Source organism: Clostridium sp. TW13 (assembly GCF_024345225.1).
Lineage (GTDB): Bacteria > Bacillota > Clostridia > Clostridiales > Clostridiaceae > Inconstantimicrobium > Inconstantimicrobium mannanitabidum.
The window spans coordinates 4216196-4240997 of sequence record NZ_BROD01000001.1 but is presented as its reverse complement, the minus strand read 5'-3'; the positions used below and the strand labels follow the sequence as shown (position 1 = coordinate 4240997).

33 protein-coding genes and 1 other annotated feature are annotated in these 24802 nt (G+C 30.4%); of the genes, 3 read left to right on the top strand and 30 right to left on the bottom strand.

Annotated features, from left to right (window positions below; translation table 11 throughout):
• Positions 1-24: 24 nt before the first annotated feature.
• Positions 25-246: a hypothetical protein gene (locus tag OCU47_RS19745; protein ID WP_261830285.1), complete on the bottom strand. Its 222-nt coding sequence runs from the start codon at positions 244-246 to the stop codon at positions 25-27.
• A gap of 125 nt (positions 247-371) precedes the next feature.
• Positions 372-1571: a tyrosine--tRNA ligase gene (gene tyrS / locus OCU47_RS19740; protein WP_261830284.1), complete on the bottom strand. Its 1200-nt coding sequence runs from the start codon at positions 1569-1571 to the stop codon at positions 372-374.
• A 120-nt stretch (positions 1572-1691) separates the two neighbouring features.
• Positions 1692-1957 (bottom strand) — a binding site (T-box leader).
• Positions 1958-2105: 148 nt separating this feature from the next.
• Here tyrS and OCU47_RS19735 point away from each other — a divergent pair.
• Positions 2106-2483 (top strand): desulfoferrodoxin, encoded by a 378-nt coding sequence (locus tag OCU47_RS19735; protein ID WP_261830283.1) that lies wholly within the window; start codon positions 2106-2108, stop codon positions 2481-2483.
• Positions 2484-2544: 61 nt separating this feature from the next.
• On the opposite strand, the gene OCU47_RS19730 is transcribed toward OCU47_RS19735, so the two are convergent.
• The 27 genes from OCU47_RS19730 to OCU47_RS19600 form a co-directional block, all read right to left on the bottom strand.
• Complete coding sequence (locus OCU47_RS19730; protein WP_261830282.1) at positions 2545-3735, bottom strand: ABC transporter permease; 1191 nt, start codon at positions 3733-3735, stop codon at positions 2545-2547.
• A 4-nt stretch (positions 3736-3739) separates the two neighbouring features.
• Positions 3740-4474 (bottom strand): ABC transporter ATP-binding protein, encoded by a 735-nt coding sequence (locus OCU47_RS19725; RefSeq protein ID WP_261830281.1) that lies wholly within the window; start codon positions 4472-4474, stop codon positions 3740-3742.
• Between the two features lie 12 nt (positions 4475-4486).
• Positions 4487-5020: a DUF2812 domain-containing protein gene (locus tag OCU47_RS19720; protein WP_261830280.1), complete on the bottom strand. Its 534-nt coding sequence runs from the start codon at positions 5018-5020 to the stop codon at positions 4487-4489.
• A gap of 13 nt (positions 5021-5033) precedes the next feature.
• The gene (locus OCU47_RS19715; protein WP_261830279.1) at positions 5034-5357 is read right to left on the bottom strand and encodes a PadR family transcriptional regulator; all 324 of its coding nucleotides are present in this window, start codon (positions 5355-5357) and stop codon (positions 5034-5036) included.
• Positions 5358-5708: 351 nt separating this feature from the next.
• On the bottom strand, positions 5709-5999 hold the full coding sequence (locus OCU47_RS19710) for a hypothetical protein (RefSeq protein ID WP_261830278.1): 291 nt from the start codon (positions 5997-5999) through the stop codon (positions 5709-5711).
• Positions 6000-6077: 78 nt separating this feature from the next.
• Positions 6078-6584 (bottom strand): DUF2947 domain-containing protein, encoded by a 507-nt coding sequence (locus tag OCU47_RS19705; RefSeq protein ID WP_261830277.1) that lies wholly within the window; start codon positions 6582-6584, stop codon positions 6078-6080.
• Between the two features lie 235 nt (positions 6585-6819).
• Positions 6820-7314: a hypothetical protein gene (locus OCU47_RS19700; RefSeq protein ID WP_261830276.1), complete on the bottom strand. Its 495-nt coding sequence runs from the start codon at positions 7312-7314 to the stop codon at positions 6820-6822.
• Between the two features lie 33 nt (positions 7315-7347).
• A complete protein-coding gene (locus tag OCU47_RS19695) occupies positions 7348-7845 on the bottom strand; it encodes a hypothetical protein (RefSeq protein ID WP_261830275.1) in 498 nt (165 codons plus the stop codon).
• Between the two features lie 18 nt (positions 7846-7863).
• Positions 7864-8403: a hypothetical protein gene (locus OCU47_RS19690; protein WP_261830274.1), complete on the bottom strand. Its 540-nt coding sequence runs from the start codon at positions 8401-8403 to the stop codon at positions 7864-7866.
• Positions 8404-8531: 128 nt separating this feature from the next.
• Entirely contained in the window at positions 8532-8891 is a 360-nt protein-coding gene (locus OCU47_RS19685; protein ID WP_261830273.1) for a hypothetical protein, read from the bottom strand.
• Positions 8892-9141: 250 nt separating this feature from the next.
• On the bottom strand, positions 9142-9474 hold the full coding sequence (locus tag OCU47_RS19680) for a hypothetical protein (protein WP_261830272.1): 333 nt from the start codon (positions 9472-9474) through the stop codon (positions 9142-9144).
• A gap of 162 nt (positions 9475-9636) precedes the next feature.
• Positions 9637-10137 carry a hypothetical protein gene (locus OCU47_RS19675; protein ID WP_261830271.1) on the bottom strand — a complete coding sequence of 167 codons (501 nt, stop codon included), beginning with the start codon at positions 10135-10137 and terminating at the stop codon, positions 9637-9639.
• A gap of 294 nt (positions 10138-10431) precedes the next feature.
• Entirely contained in the window at positions 10432-10779 is a 348-nt protein-coding gene (locus OCU47_RS19670; protein ID WP_261830270.1) for a hypothetical protein, read from the bottom strand.
• Between the two features lie 139 nt (positions 10780-10918).
• A complete protein-coding gene (locus OCU47_RS19665; protein ID WP_261830269.1) occupies positions 10919-11692 on the bottom strand; it encodes a tetratricopeptide repeat protein in 774 nt (257 codons plus the stop codon).
• 35 nt (positions 11693-11727) lie between these two features.
• The gene (locus OCU47_RS19660; RefSeq protein WP_261830268.1) at positions 11728-12120 is read right to left on the bottom strand and encodes a hypothetical protein; all 393 of its coding nucleotides are present in this window, start codon (positions 12118-12120) and stop codon (positions 11728-11730) included.
• Positions 12121-12414: 294 nt separating this feature from the next.
• Positions 12415-12750 carry a hypothetical protein gene (locus OCU47_RS19655; RefSeq protein WP_261830267.1) on the bottom strand — a complete coding sequence of 112 codons (336 nt, stop codon included), beginning with the start codon at positions 12748-12750 and terminating at the stop codon, positions 12415-12417.
• A gap of 260 nt (positions 12751-13010) precedes the next feature.
• Entirely contained in the window at positions 13011-13316 is a 306-nt protein-coding gene (locus OCU47_RS19650; RefSeq protein WP_261830266.1) for a hypothetical protein, read from the bottom strand.
• Positions 13317-13404: 88 nt separating this feature from the next.
• The gene (locus OCU47_RS19645) at positions 13405-14772 is read right to left on the bottom strand and encodes an RHS repeat domain-containing protein (RefSeq protein ID WP_261830265.1); all 1368 of its coding nucleotides are present in this window, start codon (positions 14770-14772) and stop codon (positions 13405-13407) included.
• Between the two features lie 233 nt (positions 14773-15005).
• Positions 15006-15263 (bottom strand): hypothetical protein, encoded by a 258-nt coding sequence (locus OCU47_RS19640; protein ID WP_261830264.1) that lies wholly within the window; start codon positions 15261-15263, stop codon positions 15006-15008.
• 32 nt (positions 15264-15295) lie between these two features.
• Positions 15296-16123, bottom strand: coding sequence for an HAD family hydrolase (locus tag OCU47_RS19635; RefSeq protein WP_261830263.1), 828 nt, complete (start codon positions 16121-16123; stop codon positions 15296-15298).
• 97 nt (positions 16124-16220) lie between these two features.
• Positions 16221-16994, bottom strand: coding sequence for an SDR family NAD(P)-dependent oxidoreductase (locus OCU47_RS19630; protein ID WP_261830262.1), 774 nt, complete (start codon positions 16992-16994; stop codon positions 16221-16223).
• A gap of 170 nt (positions 16995-17164) precedes the next feature.
• Positions 17165-17665 (bottom strand): hypothetical protein, encoded by a 501-nt coding sequence (locus tag OCU47_RS19625; RefSeq protein ID WP_261830261.1) that lies wholly within the window; start codon positions 17663-17665, stop codon positions 17165-17167.
• Positions 17666-17934: 269 nt separating this feature from the next.
• Positions 17935-20154 (bottom strand): M6 family metalloprotease domain-containing protein, encoded by a 2220-nt coding sequence (locus tag OCU47_RS19620; protein WP_261830260.1) that lies wholly within the window; start codon positions 20152-20154, stop codon positions 17935-17937.
• 246 nt (positions 20155-20400) lie between these two features.
• Positions 20401-21915, bottom strand: a complete 1515-nt coding sequence (locus OCU47_RS19615) for a sialate O-acetylesterase (RefSeq protein ID WP_261830259.1) — start codon at positions 21913-21915, stop codon at positions 20401-20403.
• 205 nt (positions 21916-22120) lie between these two features.
• The gene (locus OCU47_RS19610) at positions 22121-22555 is read right to left on the bottom strand and encodes a hypothetical protein (RefSeq protein ID WP_261830258.1); all 435 of its coding nucleotides are present in this window, start codon (positions 22553-22555) and stop codon (positions 22121-22123) included.
• 12 nt (positions 22556-22567) lie between these two features.
• Entirely contained in the window at positions 22568-22723 is a 156-nt protein-coding gene (locus OCU47_RS19605) for a hypothetical protein (protein ID WP_261830257.1), read from the bottom strand.
• An 86-nt stretch (positions 22724-22809) separates the two neighbouring features.
• Complete coding sequence (locus tag OCU47_RS19600) at positions 22810-22980, bottom strand: hypothetical protein (RefSeq protein WP_261830256.1); 171 nt, start codon at positions 22978-22980, stop codon at positions 22810-22812.
• 101 nt (positions 22981-23081) lie between these two features.
• Between OCU47_RS19600 and OCU47_RS19595 the strand changes: the two genes are divergently transcribed.
• Both OCU47_RS19595 and OCU47_RS19590 read left to right on the top strand, forming a co-directional pair.
• A complete protein-coding gene (locus tag OCU47_RS19595) occupies positions 23082-23261 on the top strand; it encodes a hypothetical protein (protein ID WP_261830255.1) in 180 nt (59 codons plus the stop codon).
• A gap of 152 nt (positions 23262-23413) precedes the next feature.
• Complete coding sequence (locus OCU47_RS19590) at positions 23414-24145, top strand: hypothetical protein (protein ID WP_261830254.1); 732 nt, start codon at positions 23414-23416, stop codon at positions 24143-24145.
• A 77-nt stretch (positions 24146-24222) separates the two neighbouring features.
• On the opposite strand, the gene OCU47_RS19585 is transcribed toward OCU47_RS19590, so the two are convergent.
• Positions 24223-24786, bottom strand: a complete 564-nt coding sequence (locus OCU47_RS19585; RefSeq protein ID WP_261830253.1) for a DUF4865 family protein — start codon at positions 24784-24786, stop codon at positions 24223-24225.
• Between the last annotated feature and the right edge of the window lie 16 nt (positions 24787-24802).

The window sequence follows — 24802 nt, the reverse complement described above, 5'->3', positions numbered from 1 at the left end:
ATAAAGTACTCCTTTTGACTTTTGTCAAAAATATTTGGTTATATCATAAAGAGAATCAAGGTAAATATACCCACTGTCATGATCAAAACAAAAAACATCTTTTTGTTTTTCTTTATAACTATGCTTTTCAATTAAATCTTTTACTGTTTTTTCTTTATCTTGTTTATGATCATCTGCATATAAGCTATCATAAAAAGAACTAACTAAAGATAATCCTGCTATCATCATAAGAATATACATCTGCATAGCTATCATCCCCAACAATATTACTTTAGTTATATTATTGGTAGAATCTCTTTTTGTACCCCTAAGTGTTTAAGGTTATTAAGGGATTTATATTTAATGATATAAAAATTTTCTTTGTCCTTTAATTATTTCTTAATTACCTTTATAAACTTAAATTTTCCTACATTAATTATATCTTCATTTTTTAACTGAATTTTAAGAAAATCTTCCACTTTTTCATCATTAATTTTTACAGCTCCTGAAACAACTAATCTTCTTGCTTCACTTCTACTTGCACATAAATTACCTTTGACCATAGCTGCTAGTAAATCATCTTCAGTTGATAATTCAACTTCTTTTATTTCTGTAGGGTTTTGCTTTTTTTCAAATACCTTTATAAAATTTTGTTTAGCTTCCTCTGCATTGTCCTTTCCATGGTATATTTCTGTAATAATGCTAGCTAGTTCAAGCTTAATGTTCTTTGGATTTTCTCCTGATTCTAGTCTTTCCTTTATTACATTTATATCTCTTGGATGCACATCTGTAGCTAATTGAAAGTATTTTATTATCATATCATCTGGTATTGTCATTGTTTTGTTGAATATATCTATAGCACTTTCTTCTATACCAATGTAATTTCCAAGACTCTTGCTCATCTTATCCGTACCATCAGTACCTTCTAAAAGTGGCATCATCATTACTACCTGAGGTTCTTGCTGAAATTCCTTTTGCAGATTTCTTCCCATTAGTAAATTGAATCTTTGATCAGTTCCTCCTAATTCTATATCTGCTTTTAACTCAACTGAGTCCATAGCTTGCATTAATGGGTAGAAAAATTCATGAATTCCTATGCTCTGCCCATTTTGAAATCTATTCTTAAAATCTTCTCTTTCCATCATTCTTGCCACTGTGCATTTTGAAGCAAGTGATAAAACATCTGCAAAATTAAGCTTTGATAACCATTCACTGTTAAACTTAACCTCAGTTTTTTCTGGATCTAATATCTTTAGTAACTGCTCTTTGTAAGTCTTAGCATTTTCTAAAACCTTGTCTCTGTCTAATTGCTTTCTTGTTTTACTTTTTCCTGTAGGGTCCCCAATCATACCAGTAAAATCCCCCAGGATTATAACTGCCCTGTGACCTAAATCTTGCATTTGTTTAATCTTTCTAAGCACCACAGCATGACCAAGATGTATGTCTGGAGCTGATGGATCTAAGCCTAGTTTAATTGTTAATGGTTTATTATTCTCTATACTTTTCTTTAGTTTACTTTCAAGATCCTCTAAGCCTATTATCTCGTCAGCACCTTTTGCCATAATTTCTAATTGTTCTTTTAACTCTACCATTTTTATTTCCTCCTTGTTATTATGCCTCTTCAAAAAAATAATCATTTCCAGCAAATTTGGAGTTATTATTTATTTTTAGACGCCTAAAGCAAATAAAAAAACTCCCGTTCTCTAGAAATTCTAGAGGACGAGAGTATATCACGCGTTACCACCTCAGTTTATTAACTGTGTCACCACAATTAACCTTATCAAGTACGATAATAATATTTTTATTATGATACTCTAGCACTATAACGGGTGCAGGATTCCGAAAACAGCCTACTTTCATAAAGATTTTGGTGTTTAGCTCTGAGACGTATTCAAAATATCTTCTTTGCTTCTTTTCACCAACCAGAAGCTCTCTGAAAAAGAATTATATTTTTACTCTTTCTCTTCTTTGCTTTATTTTTATAATATTTTAATTAATTGTAATCCTTTGGATTTAGCCTGTCAACAATTTTTGTTTATTTTTTATATTGAAGTGGCATATTATACTTAGTAAATAATTTTAAGTTTTTATTTTTAAAATCAAACTATTGAAAGGTGGTTATTAATATGAAAAATACAGTTTCTTTTTTCCGTTGTGAGTTATGTGGAAATATAGTTGAGATTATTAACGAAGGTGGCGGAACCTTATCTTGTTGCGGTAAGCCCATGAAAAAACTTGAAGCCAACACTTCAGATGGTGCACAAGAAAAGCATGTACCTGTTGCTGAAAGAAGAGATGATAAGGTGTTTGTAAGGGTTGGCTCTGTAGGCCATCCAATGTTAGATGAACACTATATTCAGTGGATTGCTATGGTTACAGCAGATACTGTTGACAGAGTTGCCTTAGTGCCAGGATCAAAACCAGAAGCAGTTTTCAGTTATAAAGGTGAAGCTGAAATCTATGAATACTGCAACATACATGGATTATGGAAGAATAACTTATAAAAAATAAGGGTTGCTCTGAATTTGTATTTACGCAAATTCAGTGGCAACCCTTTTAAACTTATTAAGATCTAAATACAACCTCTTCCTTAGAGAACATATATCTTGCAAATAATACTGCTAAGGCTGTATAAACCATATTCCACAATATAACTATTACAAAATGGTCAAGTCTAAAAATTCCTGCCATTAATTCTTTCATTAGGCACACTGTATTCATTATTGGAATATGGAAGTATTTTATTGCTATACTCTTTGCATCAAAGGCAAATGGCACATAAGATAAAATCATGGCAACCATATAAACTCCTGATAAATATGAATTGGCTTCCTTTATTGATCTTGCATAAATACTTAAAGCTATTTGTAAAGCACCTACAGTTAAAATTAAGAATAGACATACTATTCCTATAGGTAATAAGAATTTAGCATTAACAAAGGCTATTTCAGAGCCATTAAGCATCATCTTGAAAGATATTCCCATAGCTGCTAATGTACAGCTTAAAGTTATTATGCCTATGATTGCCAATGCGACTATCTTAGCCCATACTATTGATATTCTGCTTACTGCTGTTGATAATAAAGGTTCTATAGTTCCTCTTTCCTTTTCTCCTGCACAAAGGTCTACTGCTATCCCCATTGTTGGTGCTAGTATAAGAATTACTAATATTGATGGAAGCATCATTAATATACCTTGTACCATTCCTGTTTGCGCATCATTTCCTGATTTGATTTCTGATATATTTTTATTTTCTACATTAAATGGTTTTAATATTGAAGCATCTATATTCTTTGCTTGTAATCTCTTTACTGCTAACTGCTGACTGTATTCACTAAGCATATTTGAAACTGTGCTCTTTAACATGGATGAATCCTGTGATTTATCATCATAGGTTAACTTAATTTTAGCCTGTTGCTCCTTACTTACACTCTCATCAAAAGCCTTTGGCACTTCTATGATTAATGATGTTTCTCCATCCTTTAATGACTTTTCTGCATCACTAAAATCTTTAATCTTAATTTTAATTTGTTGTTGTTGATTTAATAAATCTCTAACAGATGATTTCCCCTCATCCTTTATTGTTACAGTAAAAGTTTTATTACTTGTGCTCATACTGCTTTCTGCTAGTTTACTTAATCCAAATGTCATCAATGGATAAAGTAATATAGGTAGTAATATTCCAAGTATTATTGTCTTTTTATCTCTTAATATATCTATTAATTCTTTCTTTAAAACTGTTACGAAATGATTCATGATTCTATGCCTCCTTAATTAAGTTTACAAATACTTCTTCTAAGTCATCATTATTGTATTTTTCTTTAAGTCCAGTAATAGTACCTTCTTCTACAATTTTGCCTTTGTGTATGATTATAACTCTATCACAAAGCTTCTCTACTTCCTTCATAGAGTGGCTAGATAAAAGTATAGTCTTTCCTTCTTCCTTGCACTTTCTAATAAAATCATGAATAGTTCTTGCTGCAGTAACATCAAGTCCAGTAGTTGGCTCATCAAAAAGCATTATACTTGGATAATGAACTATACTTCTTGCTATAGAAACTTTCTGTTTCATTCCCCTTGAGAACTTTCCAACTCTTTTGTCTGCGTATTCCTTCATGTCCAAATCTTCTACAAGCTCATTTATTCTGCCTTCAATTTCTTCCTTCTTAACATCATTAAGTTCAGCAAAATATCTGATGTTTTCTCTTGCTGTCAATCTATCATAGATTCCTACCTCTCCACCAAAAAGTATACCTATATTTCTTCTCACCTCTGCTGGATTCTTCATAACATCAAAATTATTAACATTTATTGTTCCACTAGTTGGAGTAAGCATTGTAGATATCATTCTCATGGTTGTAGTCTTTCCTGCACCATTTTCTCCAAGAAGTCCAACAATTTCGCCCTTATCCAAATTGAAGCTTACATTGTCTACTGCCTTCTTTACGCCCTTTTTCTCTTTAAACTCTTTTACTAAGTTCTTTACTTCTAACATAATAACAACCTCCTATAACCCCTTTTTCTTTTTTTTATATGCTGAATATAATTTTACATTTATCACTGTAAACTCTAATATTATTAAAGCCCACATTATTAAGAATCCAATGGAAAACTTCTCATTGTCCAGTATCCTTAAAATTATAGTCAAAGCTAGTAATATAGCTTCTATTGAAGTAAATACTGTTGTTAGCTTTCTAAGTCTTCCTAAAATCTTAGCCTTATCCTCTGGACTGCTGTACAATTCTTCAGATAAACACTTATCTGCATCACATTTAAAATAATTCCATCCAAGTTGACTATAGCTGTATGTCCAACCACATTCTTCAATGAAACTTAAATAACTATCTCCATCTTTGGTCCACCAAGGATTATAATCTAGCTTATAAATTACATCCTTAGGCTCCACACTTCTAAACCTATATATAACTAGTAACTTTGTATCTACAAATTCAAATCCCTTCTTGCTCATTTCTCTTAGCCATTCTTCTTCTTTCTCATAGTTCCAAGCTAAAAACATCTTAAAAAATCTGAAATACTTCATCTGCTCACCTACTCTACCCCTCAAATATCTTTGCACTATTTTCATATAAGATTTTAAGTCTATGGTGTTGAATCTCCATTAGTTCTTTTCCTAAATCAGTAACCACATAATTCTTTCGTTTTGAATCAGTTTCATCTGCAATTTCTTCAATAAAACCTTCCTTCTTCAACTTTCCTAAAGCTCCATACAAGGTCCCTGGTCCAAGTTTTACTGTGCCCTCACTCATCTCATTAACCTTCTGCATTATCCCATAACCGTGAATAGACTCAGTTAAGGATAGTAAAATATAATAAGTACTCTCTGTTAATGGAATGTGTTTTTCTAAATCTTCATTCATTAAATTCACTTCCTACGAAACTGATTGGTATATTTTTTATATCGCCTCTCAATATATCGTCAAGCGATATATCGTATGATGATATATTAACTCCATTTACTTTTCTTGTCAATATATTCTTTGTAAAATTTTATTAGATTTATCAAAATAAATAGACTAGCATATAAAATTATGTACTTTAAAATTTTTTATATAAAAAAACTACTACACGTTTGCAATATCAACGGTGTAGTAGTCTATCTTTTAATAAGTCTATTCTATTTGTTGTAAAGAACACCCATAGCTTCTTTTATTTCTCCATCGGTTTTCATGAACTCTTCAATCTCCTTTCCAGTAGGATTCGATAAAAAGTTATATTTCACTTTGTGTTTTCCACTCAAAACCCTTTTCTTCTCTCCATGCAACCCAACCAAGTGGAAGATTAGAAACTTCATTAACAGAATTATCAATGTTCACTATGTTCTCTAAGCTTATTAGTATTGCATCATCTTCATTAACATCTGTACCATCAAGAAATTGCCACATACCATCATCTGCATCATGCCAAACTGATAAGATTGCAATTTTATTATCAATAATACTTTTTGTAGTAATTACCATTATATTGGGTTTATCTATAAATCTCCATTTATCCCTTGACATTTCATACCACCACTCAACATTTTTTTTAATATAAGCTTATTTTACAATCCTTTGACATAATAATTCCTAATATTATACTCATAAAATATTGCTCCTTAATAGTCTCTTTCCCATTTGTAGTCTCCCATCAGAAGTAAACAACAATATATTATCATTTGTCTTATTCATTAATACTACCCCTTCATCCTCAAATAAGAAATTAGGCCAATGCTTTAGAAAAATCTCCCAACCTGTTTCTACTGAACTTTGCTTTTGCCAAAAGACTATGATTTTATCACTAGTAATATATGGAATGTTCTTGCTTAAATACTCTTTTAAGTTATCATACTGGTCATTATTCCAATCTTCTTGCCAATCATAGTCCACTTTTTCTAATTGCAATAGTTGCTTTTCTTCTTCTCTAAATAAAGCAAAATGATGTTTGAGACTACTTATATTCTCATTCCATATTAAGCTGCTATATTCCTTAGAAAGAGGCCTTATAGTGTTTATATCTTCATCTGGAATTTTCATATCTTCAACATAAAAGAACCACTTGTTCTGAAGCTCCTCCATGCTTATGTACTTATTCTGATTGCTTGCCATATACAATTTCCTCACTAAATGCTTAATTTAAAATCAATATAAACACCCTTAACTTTAAAATCTTTATGTTTATTCTTATAAAATTAAAATCTCTATCAGCTTAAGAGTTTTTTGCTTTTTTCATAATTTTAAATACTCGTCCATTCTTCACTAATAGAACTTATTTACTTCCAATATAGCCTTACGTATTTTATCTATTAATACTCATTTTTTAATTGTTAAAGCTAATTTAATTTTAATAACCTTTAGGTGGCAAAAACACTAGCGCTAATATTGCTATAAGTGAAAGACCTATCATCGATATTATCATACCAACTTTTTTTTCTCTATTACTAGGTGATTTCAATACAAAAATAATACCTCCTATATCAAATAACAAGGCCAATACAGAAAGATATACTTGAATTATTTTGACACACATATATACATTATTTTGTTTATCATATTGTTTGAATAAATACATCAAATACGTTGAAAACGCCCCAAAAATACTACCTAATAAATATACGAATAAATTTTTTATATTCTTATTTCTTTTTAATATTTGAAATATTAATCCAACAATTAGTACTATCGTTAGCGAACCTAACACAGTTATAATAGTATCATACCCTAAGCTTTTTCCAATCCCCATAGCTACAAATACTAGTATTATATAACACCATTGATATTTCTCATCTAGTACATAATCGAAAATATTATTATCCCCTTTGTTTAACCTTGGTTTCATCATGTTCCCCCTATACATACATCTTATTCTTTGTTAACTATCTATTTTATTAACTGAGATTTTTTCAAAATGAATTAAAATTGTTGCTCCAGATGCAAAAAGTATTTCATGGGATAATGTTTTTTCATCTACTTGAAAAAACTCATCATAGCCATAGGTATCAAAACCTTCATACGTCCTCCTTTTCTTACCAAACACATCTGGTTGCTGCTCATAATTAATTAATATTTTTTTTATTTTTTTATACGTTATATTCCACACTTCTCCTGCTTCTTCTACAAATATACTTACCGCTACTGGATCTATATAGCCTTGCTTACCATGAATCACTTCAATTCTTTTTAGATTGTAATCATGAAAACTATGTTGCTTATATATTTTTATAAACTTTTTAGGCAGTAACTTTTCCACATTTTTAAATACTTTAGAGTATTCTTCAGCATTTTTATACCACTGTAAACTTGCTTTTTCTCGCTCTTCTTTACACTCACTATTTATTTTAGTCCATAGTTCATCAGTAAAGTATCTCATTTTATACCTCCCTAAAAATTAATATTGCATCTTGTTCAAAATTTTCAACTTAGATTCCTCTAAAGAATTACAGGATATTTGGGTAATATCTTGTAGCTCAACCGTGCTTACTCCGTCTTCTTCACCGTACTCATCTATTTCTCTTATAACACAACTACCATTTTCAATTTTTTCAACATATCCTACGACATCATAGAAACCACAATTTAATAATTCTAAAGAAACTATATAACTTTTTGTCTTCGCGAATATAAGAAATTCAGATATAAAATTATCTTCTTTGAAAATAATCTCTTCGTGCTTTGTTTTATGATATTTTGCTAATGTCAGTATTTTATTTTCGTACTTTCCATCTACTCTGATTCTTATAATGCTACTAACTTGCTCTAATTTAAATCCATCACATAGTCCTGATGGTGAAATCATTGCTAGTATAAAATATTCATCGTTAGCAGCTACAACATACCCAACTGCAAATCTCTCCATGTCTTCTTCATCCATATAAAATGATGCTATTTTTTTGTTTTGCATTAATTCATCTAACTTATTGATCATCATAACTTTCTCCTAAACTTCTGTTATAAAAATATTTTTTCTTGTTTGGAACTGAAAATAGTAACTTGTATCCAGCTTAATTCCTAATTATTACATTGCTATTTTTCTAACATTGAGCCTCATTTTATGATTTAATTAATCTTACTTGAAAAAAACGCTACAGCAATTGATATTATGAATGCAATTATTGCTACAACTATACAAACAATCTTATATTGATAAAATAAAACTATATTATACTTTTGTAACATCTGCATAATTATTACAGTATAACCTGCTACCCCAAAAGTTAAAAGTGATATGATCATTAATTTTTGTTTTAATTTATTCGGATCTCTATATTTCATTCTTAACCATATAATAACTATAGGTATTATTGCAATTACAATCCACTGTATATTATCAGGTAATTTATTTCTCATATCCTTCGCCAAAATTGCTCCTATAGCAAAGCCTATAAACAATATTACTTGCCTCCAACTTGTTTTCATAATAAACCTTCTTCTCCAATAATCATCTGCATTTTTAAATTTTCTTATCTATCATAAATATAGCTTATCACCCATATTCCTGTTTTGTCCATAAATCCTATTAATTTAAAAATACCCCATACAGTAATTATCTATAATAATTAAAAAATCAGCAGACATATTAATATCTACTGACCTTACTGTGACTTAATTTAAATACATACTATAACCACTTAAACTAACTCGAGATTTGATTTAAATTGTCTACATATTATTCCATACTCTCTCCTATTTTTCTTACTATAGGTAATATTGCTACAAGCAGTATTAGCCCTAAAAATCCAATTATTAAATTATCATAATACATACCAACGCCCATTAGAATTACGGGGATTAACATTAAAAATATTGCAATAGCTTCTTTATACTTACGTCTAATAAGTTGTATTAAAAGTATCAAAAATATAATACTACATAGTACAAATACTATGTTACTGGATGCACTATTTCCAAAAGTACTTGTTAAATTCCTATTTAGAATCCGCCCTAACAATACTCCCAATATTCCTACAGTTGGTATCCAATGCTTAATCTTATCTCTCATTATTATTCCTTTCTATTTTCCCATGTATATAGATATATTTTACAGCTTAAACTTCTATCTTGTCTATTAAGGCTATTCAAGTAAAAAGTAAAGCCAACAAACATTTTACTGCCTGTTGACCTTACCATAATTTAATTTATCTTAAAATGAATTAATATGACTTTACTTCGGTATTTTTAAAAAAGATAACGCTACAATAGATCCTATTGCAATAATTGTAATACCAATCATTGAAACAGTAACAGTGACTTTTTTTTCTTTAGAATTTGTTTTATCTATTAAAAATAGAATAAACAGTATGTCAATTATTCCCACAATCCCTCCAAATCCTATTTGAACTATCTTTATACACATATAATCATTATTTTGCTTATCATACACATTTAATAAATATATCATTAATGTTCCAAAGATCCCAAAAACACTTGCAATCAAATTAGATATTATACTTTTTATATTCCTATCCTTTCGAAATACTTGAAACATCAATCCAAAAATGACCCATGCAGTAATAACACTTAATACAATTACACCACCAGTTAAACCCATTCTTTGACTTAATAAATAGGCACCACCTGCAAGTGCAACATAATAGATAGTTTTCTTTTCATTAGATGAATAGTCAAAAATTTCACTAGCCAATCTCTTAAATTTGAATCTCACAAAATCCCCTCTATCTTGATTTAATTAATATTACTCAATTAATTTATAAAAACCTTAGTCTTCAAATCACTTGTTCCTTTAGTCCCTATTTGTCCAATAGCATTAATAAATCTTCCTCATGTATTATAAATATAGCTTATCCCCATATTCCTGTTTTGTCCATAACTTCTATTAATTTTAAAGTGTTCTTTATAGTCTCTATCCCCAATAACTATCTATGATTTATGTAAAAAGCCAACAAATATCTGAATATCTGCTGACCTCTCTTCTGTTTAAAACAGATTATATAGAACTCTATTTGCAATACTTATCTCCAAGTTTTTTTGTTATAGGCATAATTATGAATATAGAACTTAATGCAAGAAGCATAAGAAATATATTATCCAAATACAAACTAATAAATATTAAACTCATTGGTATACCAAATCCAAAAAAAGCAATAAATGAGTTTATAAATTTCTTAGTTACTATTGCAGAAATTATTATAGCTGCAAATACAATAATAATACAAATCCCAGCAATAATAACTGTACCATTATTTCCATACTTAGGTGCGATTTCTCTGCTTATTGAAATTCCAAAAAAAACTCCAATCATACAAATTAATGAAAGTATTTCTTTTGCATATTTTGAATTTTTCATTTTTTAAAATTCTCCTCTCTTGTACCACCAATTCTTTACAACAGCACTTACTCTCGCTATAAGCACTCCTGTTAATACAGATGCCACAAAACACTTCATACTTCAAACATTAAACTTTTGAATTCTAAAACTCTAATCTTTAAATCTGCTTTTCTCTTTTTAATACCCATAATAGTTTTAAAAGCTTATTAACCATTTTATTTGATGGATCCTTTAATAAAATTTTGTTAGCCCATTTTGATGCATTGTCTAAATCATTAATTCTTAAATATGAATCTGCAATATCTATCATATTATCAATATTATCTGGCTCAACTTCATTTATGTATAAAAATATTTCTATTGCTCTAATGTAGTCTCCCATAATAACAAATAACATTGCTTTATTAAATAGTGCATCTTTAGAAAAATCATCTTGACTATATGATATATCAAATTCTTCAATTGCCTTTTCATACATGTTCATTTTGGCATAACATATTCCAAGGTTCAGATGAGTCTCAGCTTGTTCAAAATCTAACGATATTGATTTCTCATAAAATATACTGGCTTGCTTAAAATCCTCAACTCTTTCATAATAGAGACCAATATAAAAATATCCATCTTCACTACTGGGATTTATTAAAATTGCTTTTTCAAAACACTTTAATGCATCCTGCAATCTATTTTGTTTAACATATACTCTTCCCAAATTAAATACAGGTCTTGCAAAATCAGGAGATCTTTTTATTAACTTCTTAAATACTTCACTCGCAGAAGTATATAGTTCCATTGCTAAATAGCAACAACCAATATAGTTTAAACAATCATCATCTGCTTTTAACTTATAGGACTCACTGAATAACTCTAATGCTTTTTTATATTCTTCCATCATATAATATTTTTCTGCTTCATTATATAGCTTATCGTACATATACTTTTTACCTTTTAATATAATTCATTCGAAATTTACTTTCTATCATTTTTAAGCTTTACATATATCATTGTCCAAAAAACTCCTAATACGATATATGATATAAATGCTACCAAGATTATACCCATTGCAATTATCTTATGCTCATCACCAAATTCGGGATAACATCTAATCATAAACAAAACTATAGCACTACTAATGCATACTGCCGACATTGTTAATCCAGCTAGTATAGAATTCTTCTTTCCTAACTTTTCATTATCACTACATAACATCATAACTGGAAATGAGACTCCAATTGCTAATAATAGTGTAATACATATCCATGTAGAAACATCATTAACCCCTAATACTCTAAAAAAAATCTGAGTAATAACAACTGATAGCAATCCAACTATTGCTCCTACTTTTGAATTATTCGCATTCATATTAGCTTTCCTCTCCTTCTCTCCCACTTATCTGATTTTAATCCATAGCTAATCAGACTATACCCATATTATTCTTTGGTTTGTCCCCCTTATTAGTTTCATTCTCTCAACATTCATAGGCTTTTCTTATGTATCATAAATATAGCTTATCACCCATATTCCTGTTTTGTCCATAAATTCTATTAATTTAAAAATGTTCTTTATAGCCTCTATCTCCATTAGCTATATATATTAATGAAAAAAATCAGCAGGCATATTAATATCTGCTGACCCTACTTAAATTCTAATATAATGTTACTTCTTATGCTTGTTTGCAACTTTTATTAATACTGGCATCATCGCAAATGTTAAAATCACTCCCCCACCCAGAATTATAAAATTATTTAAATACAAACCTAAAAACATAATTATCAATGGTAATCCAAAACCTAATAAAAATATAGCCGCCCAGAAAAACTTCTTCATTACTGCAAGGATTATTATAACAACAAATACAACACAAGTACAAATAGCCATAATAACAATTCTCCCACTTGGTCCATATTTCTCTACCACATCTCTACTTAACCAAAATCCAAAGAAAACTGTAAACATACCTATGGAAGAAAATATATCTTTAGTATTTTTCACTTTTTAAAATCACTCCCTCTTGTACCACCAATTTTTTATAGCAGTACTTGCTCTATCTATAAGTACTCCTGCTAATGCAGATGCCACAAAACACTTTAAACTTCCAACATTAAATATATAATTGATATTAAAATGGAAAAATCTCAGCAACTAGTGTTAATAACTGCTGAGATTTTATCCTTTGATTTAACTGTATTAATATAGCCTTAGAAGCATTGCAATTTATTAATATATTTGTTCTAAGTTTGTTGTAACTATCTTTATAACACTAATTTTAGAAATACTATCGCCACAACAATACTAACTATTAGTGTAATATAAGAAAAAACTATGCTCCACTTAAAATAGAAATTAGCTATTTTTTTATCCTCATATAAATTATAACAATATTCTTTTATCTCTTCACGTTTTATTCTTATGGTAATGTAAAAATTAGCAAACAAAAAAACACATGCAAACATTCCTACATAAATTGCTATTGATGGCACTGGTGAAATTATTGATACGATTATTGGTAAACTCATCACTATTAAATCAATAATTATCATCTTTCTGAAAATTTTCATTACTTAACCCTCCAATGAAATGACATCCATGTATACGTAGCCTCAGTATGACCTTCCATAATAAGAGGGTCTATTTTGGCAGAAAAATTCAAATCCCCCCTATTACTCCTCCATTAGAACTTGACATTACAAAATCTCCTCCTCCTGCTACAGGTACAAACCCAAGATTCGCAGAGCCTCCTGCATCCATACCTGATCCTGTTAAATTATATATTGTATCGGCATTAGTAACAGTTACGCAACCTCCTAGTCCACCAGCAGGAGTCCCACCACCAACACCTACAGTAAAACATATTCCTCTATTGCCATAACCATCCTTTACATATTGAAATCCAAAAGAGAACCTATGTCCAAATTGAATACTGAAATTTCCTCCAACTCCAGTTGTTAATCCATGTTTATAAGTCTTCTTTGGTTTTGATACTCTGACTGATTTTTTAGGGCTAGATGAACTACTGCTTTTAACCCTTGATGATGAATAACTTCGTTTTTTAGCAGACTCTAACATAATTCTTGCAGATGCTATTTGCATTGCAGGTGTTTCTTCTTCTCCTGGACCACAAAGTATTGGTCTATATTCAGCTGGATCCTTCATATTTACAGGGTTGTTTTTGCAATAAGCAAACATATTTCCTGATAATAATTCCCCTGGAGTTGTAACAATACCATCTGCATTTATAAATCTTCCCCACTCAGGGTTGTAATATCTTGAGTTTAGATAGTATAGACCTGTATCACTGTCATATCTATAACCTCTATATCTGTATGGATTCTTTTGTCCTAGGGTATCTTTTAAGGATCCTGTTGTTGAAAGCAATTTACCCCATGAATCATAAGTATACCCTACCACTTGTTTTCCTGTCTTATCTAACAATCCTATTATATCACTTTGTCCATTTCTTATATAGAAATATTCCTGATTTTCAAAAATCATACTTATAAGCTTTCCAGAAGCATCATAGTTATACTTAAAGTCATCACCATCAGCATTTCCTTCCTCTATTACCTTATCACCTAGTAAAGTATATTGGGTAGTGTCTTCAGCATAGCCATATGTTTTTGATACTATATTTCCTCCAGCATCATAGCTATAAACTATTGATTTATTAAGAGTACCGTTATCTTCTCTTGTAACTTCATTTAATTCATTGTAGGTATATTTTGTTACCTTAGTTCCTTCTGTTATGGTCTCAATATTTCCGTTTGCATCATAAGTATAAGAAATTTTAGAACCATTATTGTTATCATCGTAACTATATTTTGCGAAGCTATGATCTCCGTTCTTTATCTCTGTTAGACGATCTGATAAATCATAGATGTATCTAAAGTTTTGCCTATTTACTAAATCTTCTTTAGATGCAAGATTACCATTGGCATCATATTCATACTTAAATTGTGTTTCCCCATTTACTACCTTTTCAATAGGCCTGTCTAGGTTGTCATATACTTGAGACACCTTAGTTCCATTTCCATAGGTTGAACCTAAAAGCTTGCCAGTCCTTGGCTCATAATTATTAGTTATTAAGTTTTGATTTCCTACAGATACAGTAGTGTTATTTCCTAAGGAATCATATCCAAAATTGTAGTTGAAACCATTATGAGTAATTGATTTTATCTTATCATTATCATAAGTATAACTATTTTTGACCTCTGCTCCTCCTACTTTTTTAGATACGCTTTGTAATGTATCTAAGTTACTATCATAGGTATGGACGTAGTATTTTGCTTTGGATCTGTCACACTATCTAGAGTGCCTTTTGTTTCATTGTAATTATATTTAACAATATTACCTGAAGCATCCTTAAGACTGCTCATATAATTACCACTTGGAGTATAAGTAGCTTCTGATTGAGTAAATAAAGTTGAATCTCCTACTCTTGAGGTCTTTGCATTTCCATAGGCATCATAGGTAAAGGAATAAACTTTACTTACATGTAAAAAATCCAAAGGTGCATTCCCACCTTTGGATTTTTATAAATTTAACTATGTACTTTTATATGTTCCTTTAAGTAATTAACTGCATGCTGGATGGCATGTTCATCATTGGTCCCTGCTTTTAATTCTATTTGCTCTAATAACCTTTGGTTTCCATTGCTTACTGCAAAGCCATAACCTGATTTTGATAGCATATCTAAATCATTCATGTTATCCCCTAAAGCGATAACTTTTTTTATGTCATAGTCATAAAGCTCACAGATTTTCTCTACTAGAACTCCTTTAGATGATTTGTCTGGCACAACTTCTAAGTAATTTTCACCTGTTCTTAGAAGATTTGCTTCTCCATATCTCTCCTTGAAGGAAGCTTCTAAATCTTCAATTTCTTCTACTTCCCCAACCATTAACATCTTCAACCATGGTTTATCCCACACATATTCAGGAACTTCATAACAAACATCATAGTTTAAGGTTTTAAATCTCTCAGTAAACCTGCATGAACTATAAATATAAGTTCTTTCTTCTGAATATATCTCAAGTCCTAATGTTTCGTAATCTTGCTTTATCTTTTTTAAGATTTCTTTTTCATTGTCATCAAGGTACAGTTCTAAAACTGTCTTCTCATTTTTAAAATCATAAAGCTTGCTTCCATTGTATAAGCCTACTGGCAGTTCTAAAGGAATATCCTTAAAGTATTTATCTATGTATCTTCTAGTTGACTCCACTGTTCTTCCTGTGGCAATGGTGAACTTTCCACCCTCTTTTATAAAATACTTTATTGCCTCTATATTTTCATTGGATATCTTTCTATCTGTTCCAAGCATAGTCCCATCCATATCTGACACCAACAGGTATCCATCAAATATTCCCATTATATCTCCTCCTGCTTAAATCTTCTAATTTATAATCTACAATATTTAGGCATCCCAAAAATAAATAAGTACTTTGGTTAACTTATTTTTAGATGCTTTATTTCTTATTTAGTTTTATGGCTATTGATGAAATAAGCTTTCTTGGTAAGAACCTAAAACTTTGAACTAAGAACTTATTCTTCATACCCGGAATTATTATAGTTTTCCCTTTATTAAATTGTTTATAGCCTACTTCTGCAACTTCTTTTGCTGTCATCATATAACCTTTTGTAAGTTCAGACTTCTCCACACCTGCTCTGCCTTGGAAACCTGTGTTCACTGGCCCTGGGCATAAGGTTGAAATTTTAATCTTTGTTCCTTTAAGTTCTTCAGCTATAGCCTCTGTTAAGGAAAGCACGTAACTTTTAGTTGCATAATACACAGACATTATGGGACCAACTCCAAAGGCAGCAGTCGATGCAACGTTAAGTATGCCTCCTGTATTTCTCTCCACAAGCTTTGGCAAAAATAACTTCGTAAGCTTAGTCAAGGCATAAACATTAACCTTTATCATCTCTAAATCTTTTTCTATATCAACTTCGTGAAATGCACCAAAGCTACCAAACCCCGCATTGTTTATTAAGTTATCCACAACTAAATTATTTTCTTCCACAAATTCATATATATAATCCACATTATGTTCATTACTTAAATCTAAAGCTAAATATTTTACATCAACATTATATTTTTCTGCAAAATCTTTTTGAATTTCGGCTAATCTTTTTTCATTTCTAGCTACTAATATAAGTGGATTCTTATCCATAGCAAAAAGCTTCGCAAGTTCATATCCAATACCTGCACTTGCACCTGTAATTAAGGTATATCCTTTCAAAAGAAACGCCCTCCTAAAACTCCATAAATATTCTAAACAAATTTATAGATAATGTTCTCGTAATATAATTATTTATTACCTATTTTATCATAAATAACATATAACAAAACAATATCCTCGGAACTTATTGCTCCAAGGATATTTTATATTGCTATTTATTTTTAGATTCCTTATTTAAATTCACTGCTGTTTTCTGCATTTGGAGAAGTTGCTGGTATGTTAAAAGTATATAGGTCTCCTGACTTCTTAACTTCAACAAACATATCTTTACTTATCCATTCCCCTTCTTGTTTTGCACTTCCCACTAACCAAGCATTAGCATCCTTAGGCTTAACAGAAAAATCAAAGCTGCATTCAAATCCTAAATCCTTTGCCGCTCTTACTTTAATTACTCCCACTTTATAATCTAGTATTTGTTGACTTCCCAATGATCCCTTTTTATATTGTTCTAAGTATTTAGTCACTAATGCATACGCCTTCTCTTTATTGGTTATTTCACCTGAAAACTTGATTTCTACAGCTGACACATCTTCTTCTACCTTTGGGGTGGTAATGTTACTCTTTGTTTTATCTGCCTTTTTGGTATCATTAAGTTTTACCCCCAATACTACTGTGCTTATCAGCAAAATACATACTACAACAGATAACCCTATTATCACCTTATTTTTCATATTCACAAATCCCCTTTTTACAATTTTACCCTGATGATAATATTATATATTACTTTTTTTGTAAAACAATCTGAATTTATGCTTTAAATATTAAACTTTGATTTCAAATTTATTACAGTATTTTTTTTTCGTACTTTTTTTCCTTCTTAATAATCAAGTAGTGATAAAAAAAGAACCTATAAGAATGAACTCTTTTAACAATGTCCATTCTATAGGTTCTAACTTATTTTCAGATAAACTCTATTTTATATAGTGATACAGTCAATCGATTATTTATCTGCTAATTCAATTAATTCAGTGTGCCTAAATGTGTTGGCTGCTATAAAGTTACTCTGAACTAATGGCTCACTACAGCATTCCATTCTTGTTGCTGTCCAGAAATACACTCCTTCAGGTACATTATCAAATACTACTTCATACAATGATCTCAGTTTATTTGATACCAATACTCTTGTACTATTAGGGGCTATAATTGCTTCTTCTTGTTCTTCCTGCCAATGAAAATCTGAAAAATGCTTAACTGCTACTAGCACTCTTACTTCAGTTGAATTTTTATTTTCTACAACTATAATCAAGCTTTTAGCCTCACTATCTGGAGCCACTGCACCAGTGGATAGCTTAACTGTAACCTTTTTAACTGTTGTGACTGTAGTAGCTGTATTATTTGATAAATTCGGATCAAAAGTGTCACTAGTTACAGTAGCTGTATTAGTTATCTTGCCTTCCTTCAATGGTTTTACACTTATGGTTATTAGAGCAGTATCCAACTTATTCATGTCTCCTATATTGCAAGTTACCTTTCCACTTGAGTAAGAACAAGTTCCTTTAGTTGAATTTACTGAAACAAATTCTACATCTGTTGATAAAGTGTCTGTTACTACAACATTCTTAGCTGCATCAGGTCCATTATTTTTTACAGTTAACTCGTATTTTAAATTCTCTCCTACTAAAACAGGATCTGGAGAATCTACTTTTGTAATGGATAGATCTGCACTTAATGCTACAGCAAAAGATACATCAAAGGATATGGTGTTTCCTGCACTCCCTACATTACTTATACTTATTCCACTATCAGTGCCATCAGAAAAAAATAGAGGATTGTCAGCTCCCCCTATAGAAGTTCTGCCAACATCACTACTCAAATTTGCATTTTCAGGATCTCCATTTTCAGTTGTAGTTCCACCTGGTCTATAAACATATACTTCATCTGGAGGTCCCTCAGCATTTCCTTTGCCATCAACAGCAGTATTAATCCTGTATACTAATAATCCTGAACCTGGAAGTGAACTTTCAAAAGGTGAAGTTCTCTTTCTATATTCCAAAACAAAATACTCTGTTGCAGATAAATTAGATTTAATTTTATAACAGTTATTTGTAGGAGAAGTTAATGGGTTTAGAGTATAACTACCTGGTGTAGTGATTTCAGGAATACCAACAATCCAGGTACCATATCTAAATTTCATATAAGCTCCAGAGTATTGAGGGGGATTTAAATCTCTTTCCATCAGATCCCAAACAGATACAGGTGATAATTCATCTTGTGAATAATGATATAAATCTGGATAGCCTATAGAGTGAGACATTTCATGTGAAAGAACTCCTACTCCTACAGCTGGAGCGAACAAATAGTCATTTAATTGAAAATTATAGGTCCAAACTCTTTTTCCATTGATAAAAACATCTTTAGTATACAACACCCATTGATGTGGCCAAAGTAAGTCATTCCATCCTTCTGGAGAACCCTTAACTATAAAACACACATTGTCTACTTTCCCGTCATTATCTGCATCTATATTTAAGCTTGGACTAACCTGACTGCTAATAGAATTTACCGCATTTTCTAAAAGTGTATGCTCTCTATCAGCTCTATCTGTCATACCAGTATAACCAATAGGATTTGTTGCTGATGCAGGTTTATAATATGCTCTAGGATGTGAATCTTGATATGACAATACAGTTGTTAACGGAGCTGTAGTGGGATAGAAGGTTGAAGATACTGCCAATTTATTATAGGATGTCTCTTTAAAATAATTGTACATAGAATTGTAATTAGTGGTGCTATTATTAAACATATCCTCATAAACTGTTATCGAATTAGAAAATGGTGTATCATCACTAAATCTTATAAAAACAACTAAATTATTAATTGTACCTTGTTGAGGTGCTGGGTTAGGATTGTCTTGGTACATTAATTTCTTGTTTTTTATAATATTATAAGGAACTTTTATATCTTCTATTTTAACAGCTTCATTAAAAGCATTAACAACACCTAAATTATTAATTGCCATTTCTGTAACTATATTATCAGATGGTGCTAGCTTTTCATCAACATGTTTTGCATAAGAGTAATAACCTGTCTTATCATCTTGAATTATAATATACCCATCTGCATCATGAAGCCAATTAAAATACTCATCTCCACTTGCATAACACTCTATCACCTCTCCATTTGGTTGGGTGATTGTTTGCTCAACATTTGTTAATCTCATTTACATTTATCCTCCGTATATTTTAAATTAATCCTTTGTTGCAATTTAAAATAAACCGTATATTACTGATATATTATATATAGACAAATTTTGTTACTGTTTTACAGCAATTTCTGATAAAATGTACTATACTCTTTTAAAAACTGTTAGCTTTATTTTTTTGGCATTTTAACTGCTAAATACCATAACAATGATAAAGACTAGAAACTTTATTTTCAAAGCTCTAGCCTTCATTTCAAAAGATTGCTAAACTATCTCATCATATTCACTGGTTCTAAAAGTAGACATAGGTAAGCCAACATTATTAAATAGTGTTACAGGTCCATAATTAGTCCAAGCATATCTAACATATTTAGGTTCTGTAACTTCCTTTGCAGATACAATAACCTTGTTATTATTGATTTTCACATCTGCTGGAATAAACTTTTTATCTTCTCCTGCAATTTCAAAGCCTTCCACCTTTTCTCCCTTAACTTGAATTCCACCTTCTGCATGTTCAAAGCTTAACTCAATAGCATTATTTAAGTATTTTAAACTTTTATAGATTGGTCCATAAGCATGTACATTCTTGCCATATACATGATAAAGTGATTGCACCGCTAATCTCAATCCTACTGATTGTTTGTCCAGCGGATGAATATTATCAAACTCTCCACAGTCTAAAATCATTGCTATTCCTGTATTTTTTATAGTTTTGTGTACCTTCATCTGTTGTTCTCTTATTATAGCCCAATTCTTTTTATCTTCATCTTCTCTGCCTATGAACATTGGAAGCTGTACAAACATAAATGGAAGTTCATCATCTTGCCAATCCTTTCTCCATTGTTCAATAAGCTTGGCTAATAACTTGCCATATATCTTAGGTTTATGATCATCACTTTCTCCTTGATAATAAATAAAGCCTCTTAATGTATATGGAGTTACCCTCTGAAGCATTGTTTCATAAAGTCCACCTGCTCTAAATGGAGATTTTGGTCCAAGTGGTTCTGGCCAACGGCATTCCCCTGCAATTTTTTGTACTTGTGACCAAAGTATATCTGGTTTTTCTGCATAGCACTTATCAACTCTCTTCTGCCATGCTTCATACCAGTTATTATACTCCTCAAGTTCTTTAACATACTCCTCAAAGGTTCTTCCTTCATTAGCCTTATCATACTCTTCAACATATGTGTTTGTGTCTTTGTCTAGTTCCAAGCTTTCTCTGCTTATCCATGCTGAAGCTGAGGTTCCACCCCAATTGCAACCTATAACTCCTACAGTTACATTTAATTCTTCTGATAATTTTTTAGCATAATAATATCCAACTGCTGACCAGGTACCTGCAGTTTCTGGACTGCACTCCTGCCAAGCATTATTAGATTCCTTTTCATAGAATTCATCATCTATATAGCTTAACCTTAAAGTATTGTAGAATCTTACCTTATTGTTGTTTATGTTAGCTACAACATCCTTACCATCTTTACTGTTTTGAAGTTCAAGCTCCATGTTGGATTGTCCACCTGCTAACCAGACCTCTCCTATCATTACATTACTAAATTCAATTGAACTCTTACCATCAGTAATTTTCACAACATAAGGACCACCTGCCTTCATGCTTGGCAAAATAGCCATCCACTTGTTATCGATTACTCTCGTGCTAACACTATGTTCATCTAAGGTAACTGTAACTATGCTTCCATTATCTCCAGTTCCCCATATATTTATATTCTTCTCTCTTTGTAAAACCATATTATCACTAAAAACTGCTGCTGTTTTTAACATATTTATCATTCCCTCCAATTGTAAACCTTAAATATTAAACTCATTTTAGCAATGATTAAACAAAAAAAGAACCTATAAAAATAGACTCTTTTATCAATGTCTATTCTATAAGTTCAACTACACTTTTATTTTTGCACTTTGTAAAAACCATCATTAGCATTAATAGTTATACTTGTTTTATCCACTACCTTGTTACTATCCATGTCTATACTTCTAAAACTATATTAAAAGAGTGCTTAATATCAGCAATTTCATGATTTTTAATTGCCTGCCATACAATTGCTCCACCGTTATTTAATACATCCTTTGCTTCTGGTTCAACGAAAAATGAGCCTTCTTCTGTAACCCAATGATATTTTAAGTTTTTATAATCTTTCTCCAAACTAAAACTGGCTTCTAATGCGATTCCTATAGCACAATTCATGAATGGAGAATAACCACTATCATGTGCATCTACTAATCCAACCTGATTATTATTCCCTGCTAATGTAGCCTTTATTGATAGTGTAGGGTTCTCCTTTGCCAATACAATATTGTTCTTTGGTTTGGTAGGATTATTATTTGGTGATATAGCATTCTTTATGGGATATGCACCTAGAAGAATTGCTGAGGCAATCAGAACAGATAAGGTTTTCTTCACAAAAATACCTCCTTATTGATTATTAGTCTTTTCATTGATATAAATGTCTAATGCCTTAATTCCCCTGTTTGCAAGCTTTACAAATAAAACAAATCCGTAAACACCCGCCCCTACTACTGCTAATATAAGTATCAGATTTAAACCTGATAATAAAGTAATTGCCGTCATAAAATTCTCCCCCTAATTTATATTTTTTACACTTAATGATTTATATAGAAAAATTATACTATTCGACTATTCTAAAATCAATACTCCTAATTTTCAGATACCTTATTCTCAAATCCATTTAGTATTTTTTCTTTCTTATCTGTATAACTTTCATATACAAATTCCATAATACATTCAACAATTCGTAAAGTCATTCCTCTAACTATAGTTCTCCACCCTTTAAATCTTCCCCATATTCTGCAATTACACCTAATCATAGTCGAAACTTCAACATTGTACCTGTTACATATTTCCAATATAATGGTAGTATAATCATTTGGAAATTTAATTTGTCTATTTTATAAAGGGGGAAATTTCTTTGTGTAAATTTGGAGTTCAACTATTATTCGTAACCTGTTTTGAACTTATTTTGACTTTATTAGCCACTGAAATTTGTCAACGCGAAATTCCAGTTATGGTTACTGCTATTTTACTTATAGAGTTCGGTATTTCTTTATATGTTATTTACCTAGGATATAAGAATGAAAATAAATATTAATGGAGATCTGTTTTATAAAAAGCTCTATACTCTTATCATAAAACAGTTTAAGAAGTAAAAAGATGTGAATAGGCCTTTATATTATTTTTAATATATGTAAAATAAGTAAATATGTTATAATATATTAAGATTCATATTTAGGAGTGTTAAAAATGAAGAAATATATACTTGGAATAATGCCCTTACTCTTTATATTTATTGCTATAATTTCATATAAGAATATATATAATATTGATTATGATAGCTTATACAATACTAATAATTTAAAAAGCATGCTCCAATGTCTAGATAATGTCCAACAAAATTCTGATTATACCCTTGGTGATTATGTTGATTACAATAATTATAGATACACTTTATTTCTAAATCATAATAAAGCATTTGGAATAATTAAATTTAAAAAAGGTCTTAATGGTAGATACATGATGGATGATGTTACTACTAATTATGGTTCTGTCAATAAGGATAATGCAGTAATTACTCCTATTAACTTTCAAGATAACTATGCCCACTTCTTAATTTATGCTGATAACATTAATAATTTAATAGATAAAACTTCAGTTACTATAAATGAAAATACTGTAATAGAAAATAAAGTTCCTCTTGGAAATCACTTTATTGAACTTATAAATTTTCATTCTTCTAGTGATATGAGTGAGAAATCAAGTTTACTAACAGATTTTAAGTTACTTGATAAGAATCATAAGGATATCAGTCAAAACTATTCTGGTAGCTCAGGGGGAATATCTATTGGCTCAATGGAATATATAATGATACTGAGCACTTTTGTAAAACTAAACATTATTCTTGCTATTATTTCTATGATTACAAATACTGTATTGCTTGTAAAGAAGAAAGCTAATTTATCCTTTAAAATATCTTAGTATAATTCAAAGTTTCAAATCCATATTTCTTACATGCAATGGCAGCTTCAGTTGCCATTGCTTTATTACAATATTCTTTAAGAAGATATAGATAAATTTTTTTCCTGTGATATATGAAGTATATCATAAAGAATTCCTTCTTCTGATATTACCTTTTTCAAATCATCTATAAAATAGAATACATTATATATCCATTTATCCGGACTATACACAACCACATATTCTGCTTCTTTAATTTTAGGAATATGCTTTTCTATCTCATTTTTTAAGTTATTAAGGCTTTCTTTAGGAGATATTTCTCTTGTTACTTCAAATAAGAATTTACTGTCTCTAATTTTATGTGTGGTTGTGTCAATTAGTGGAATCCCCACATTTACTTTTTGCCATCCAAAAGATTTTATTATATTGTCATAAAATCCTTCAAACAAGAACTTATTTAAGCCGTTACTATCCTTCCAGATATATAAAGGGCAATAGCTATTTTGTAAGCTTCCGTTTGCTCCCTTTTCTGTAGTTAGGTATAGTTTAAATTTTAAGTCTTCAAATGCATCTGTTTTATATCCGTTATTTCTCACTCTATCCTTTATTATGTTCATGTCATAATCACTAGGTAATATAATTTTATATTGTGTTGCTATCATTAACTTTCCCTCCATT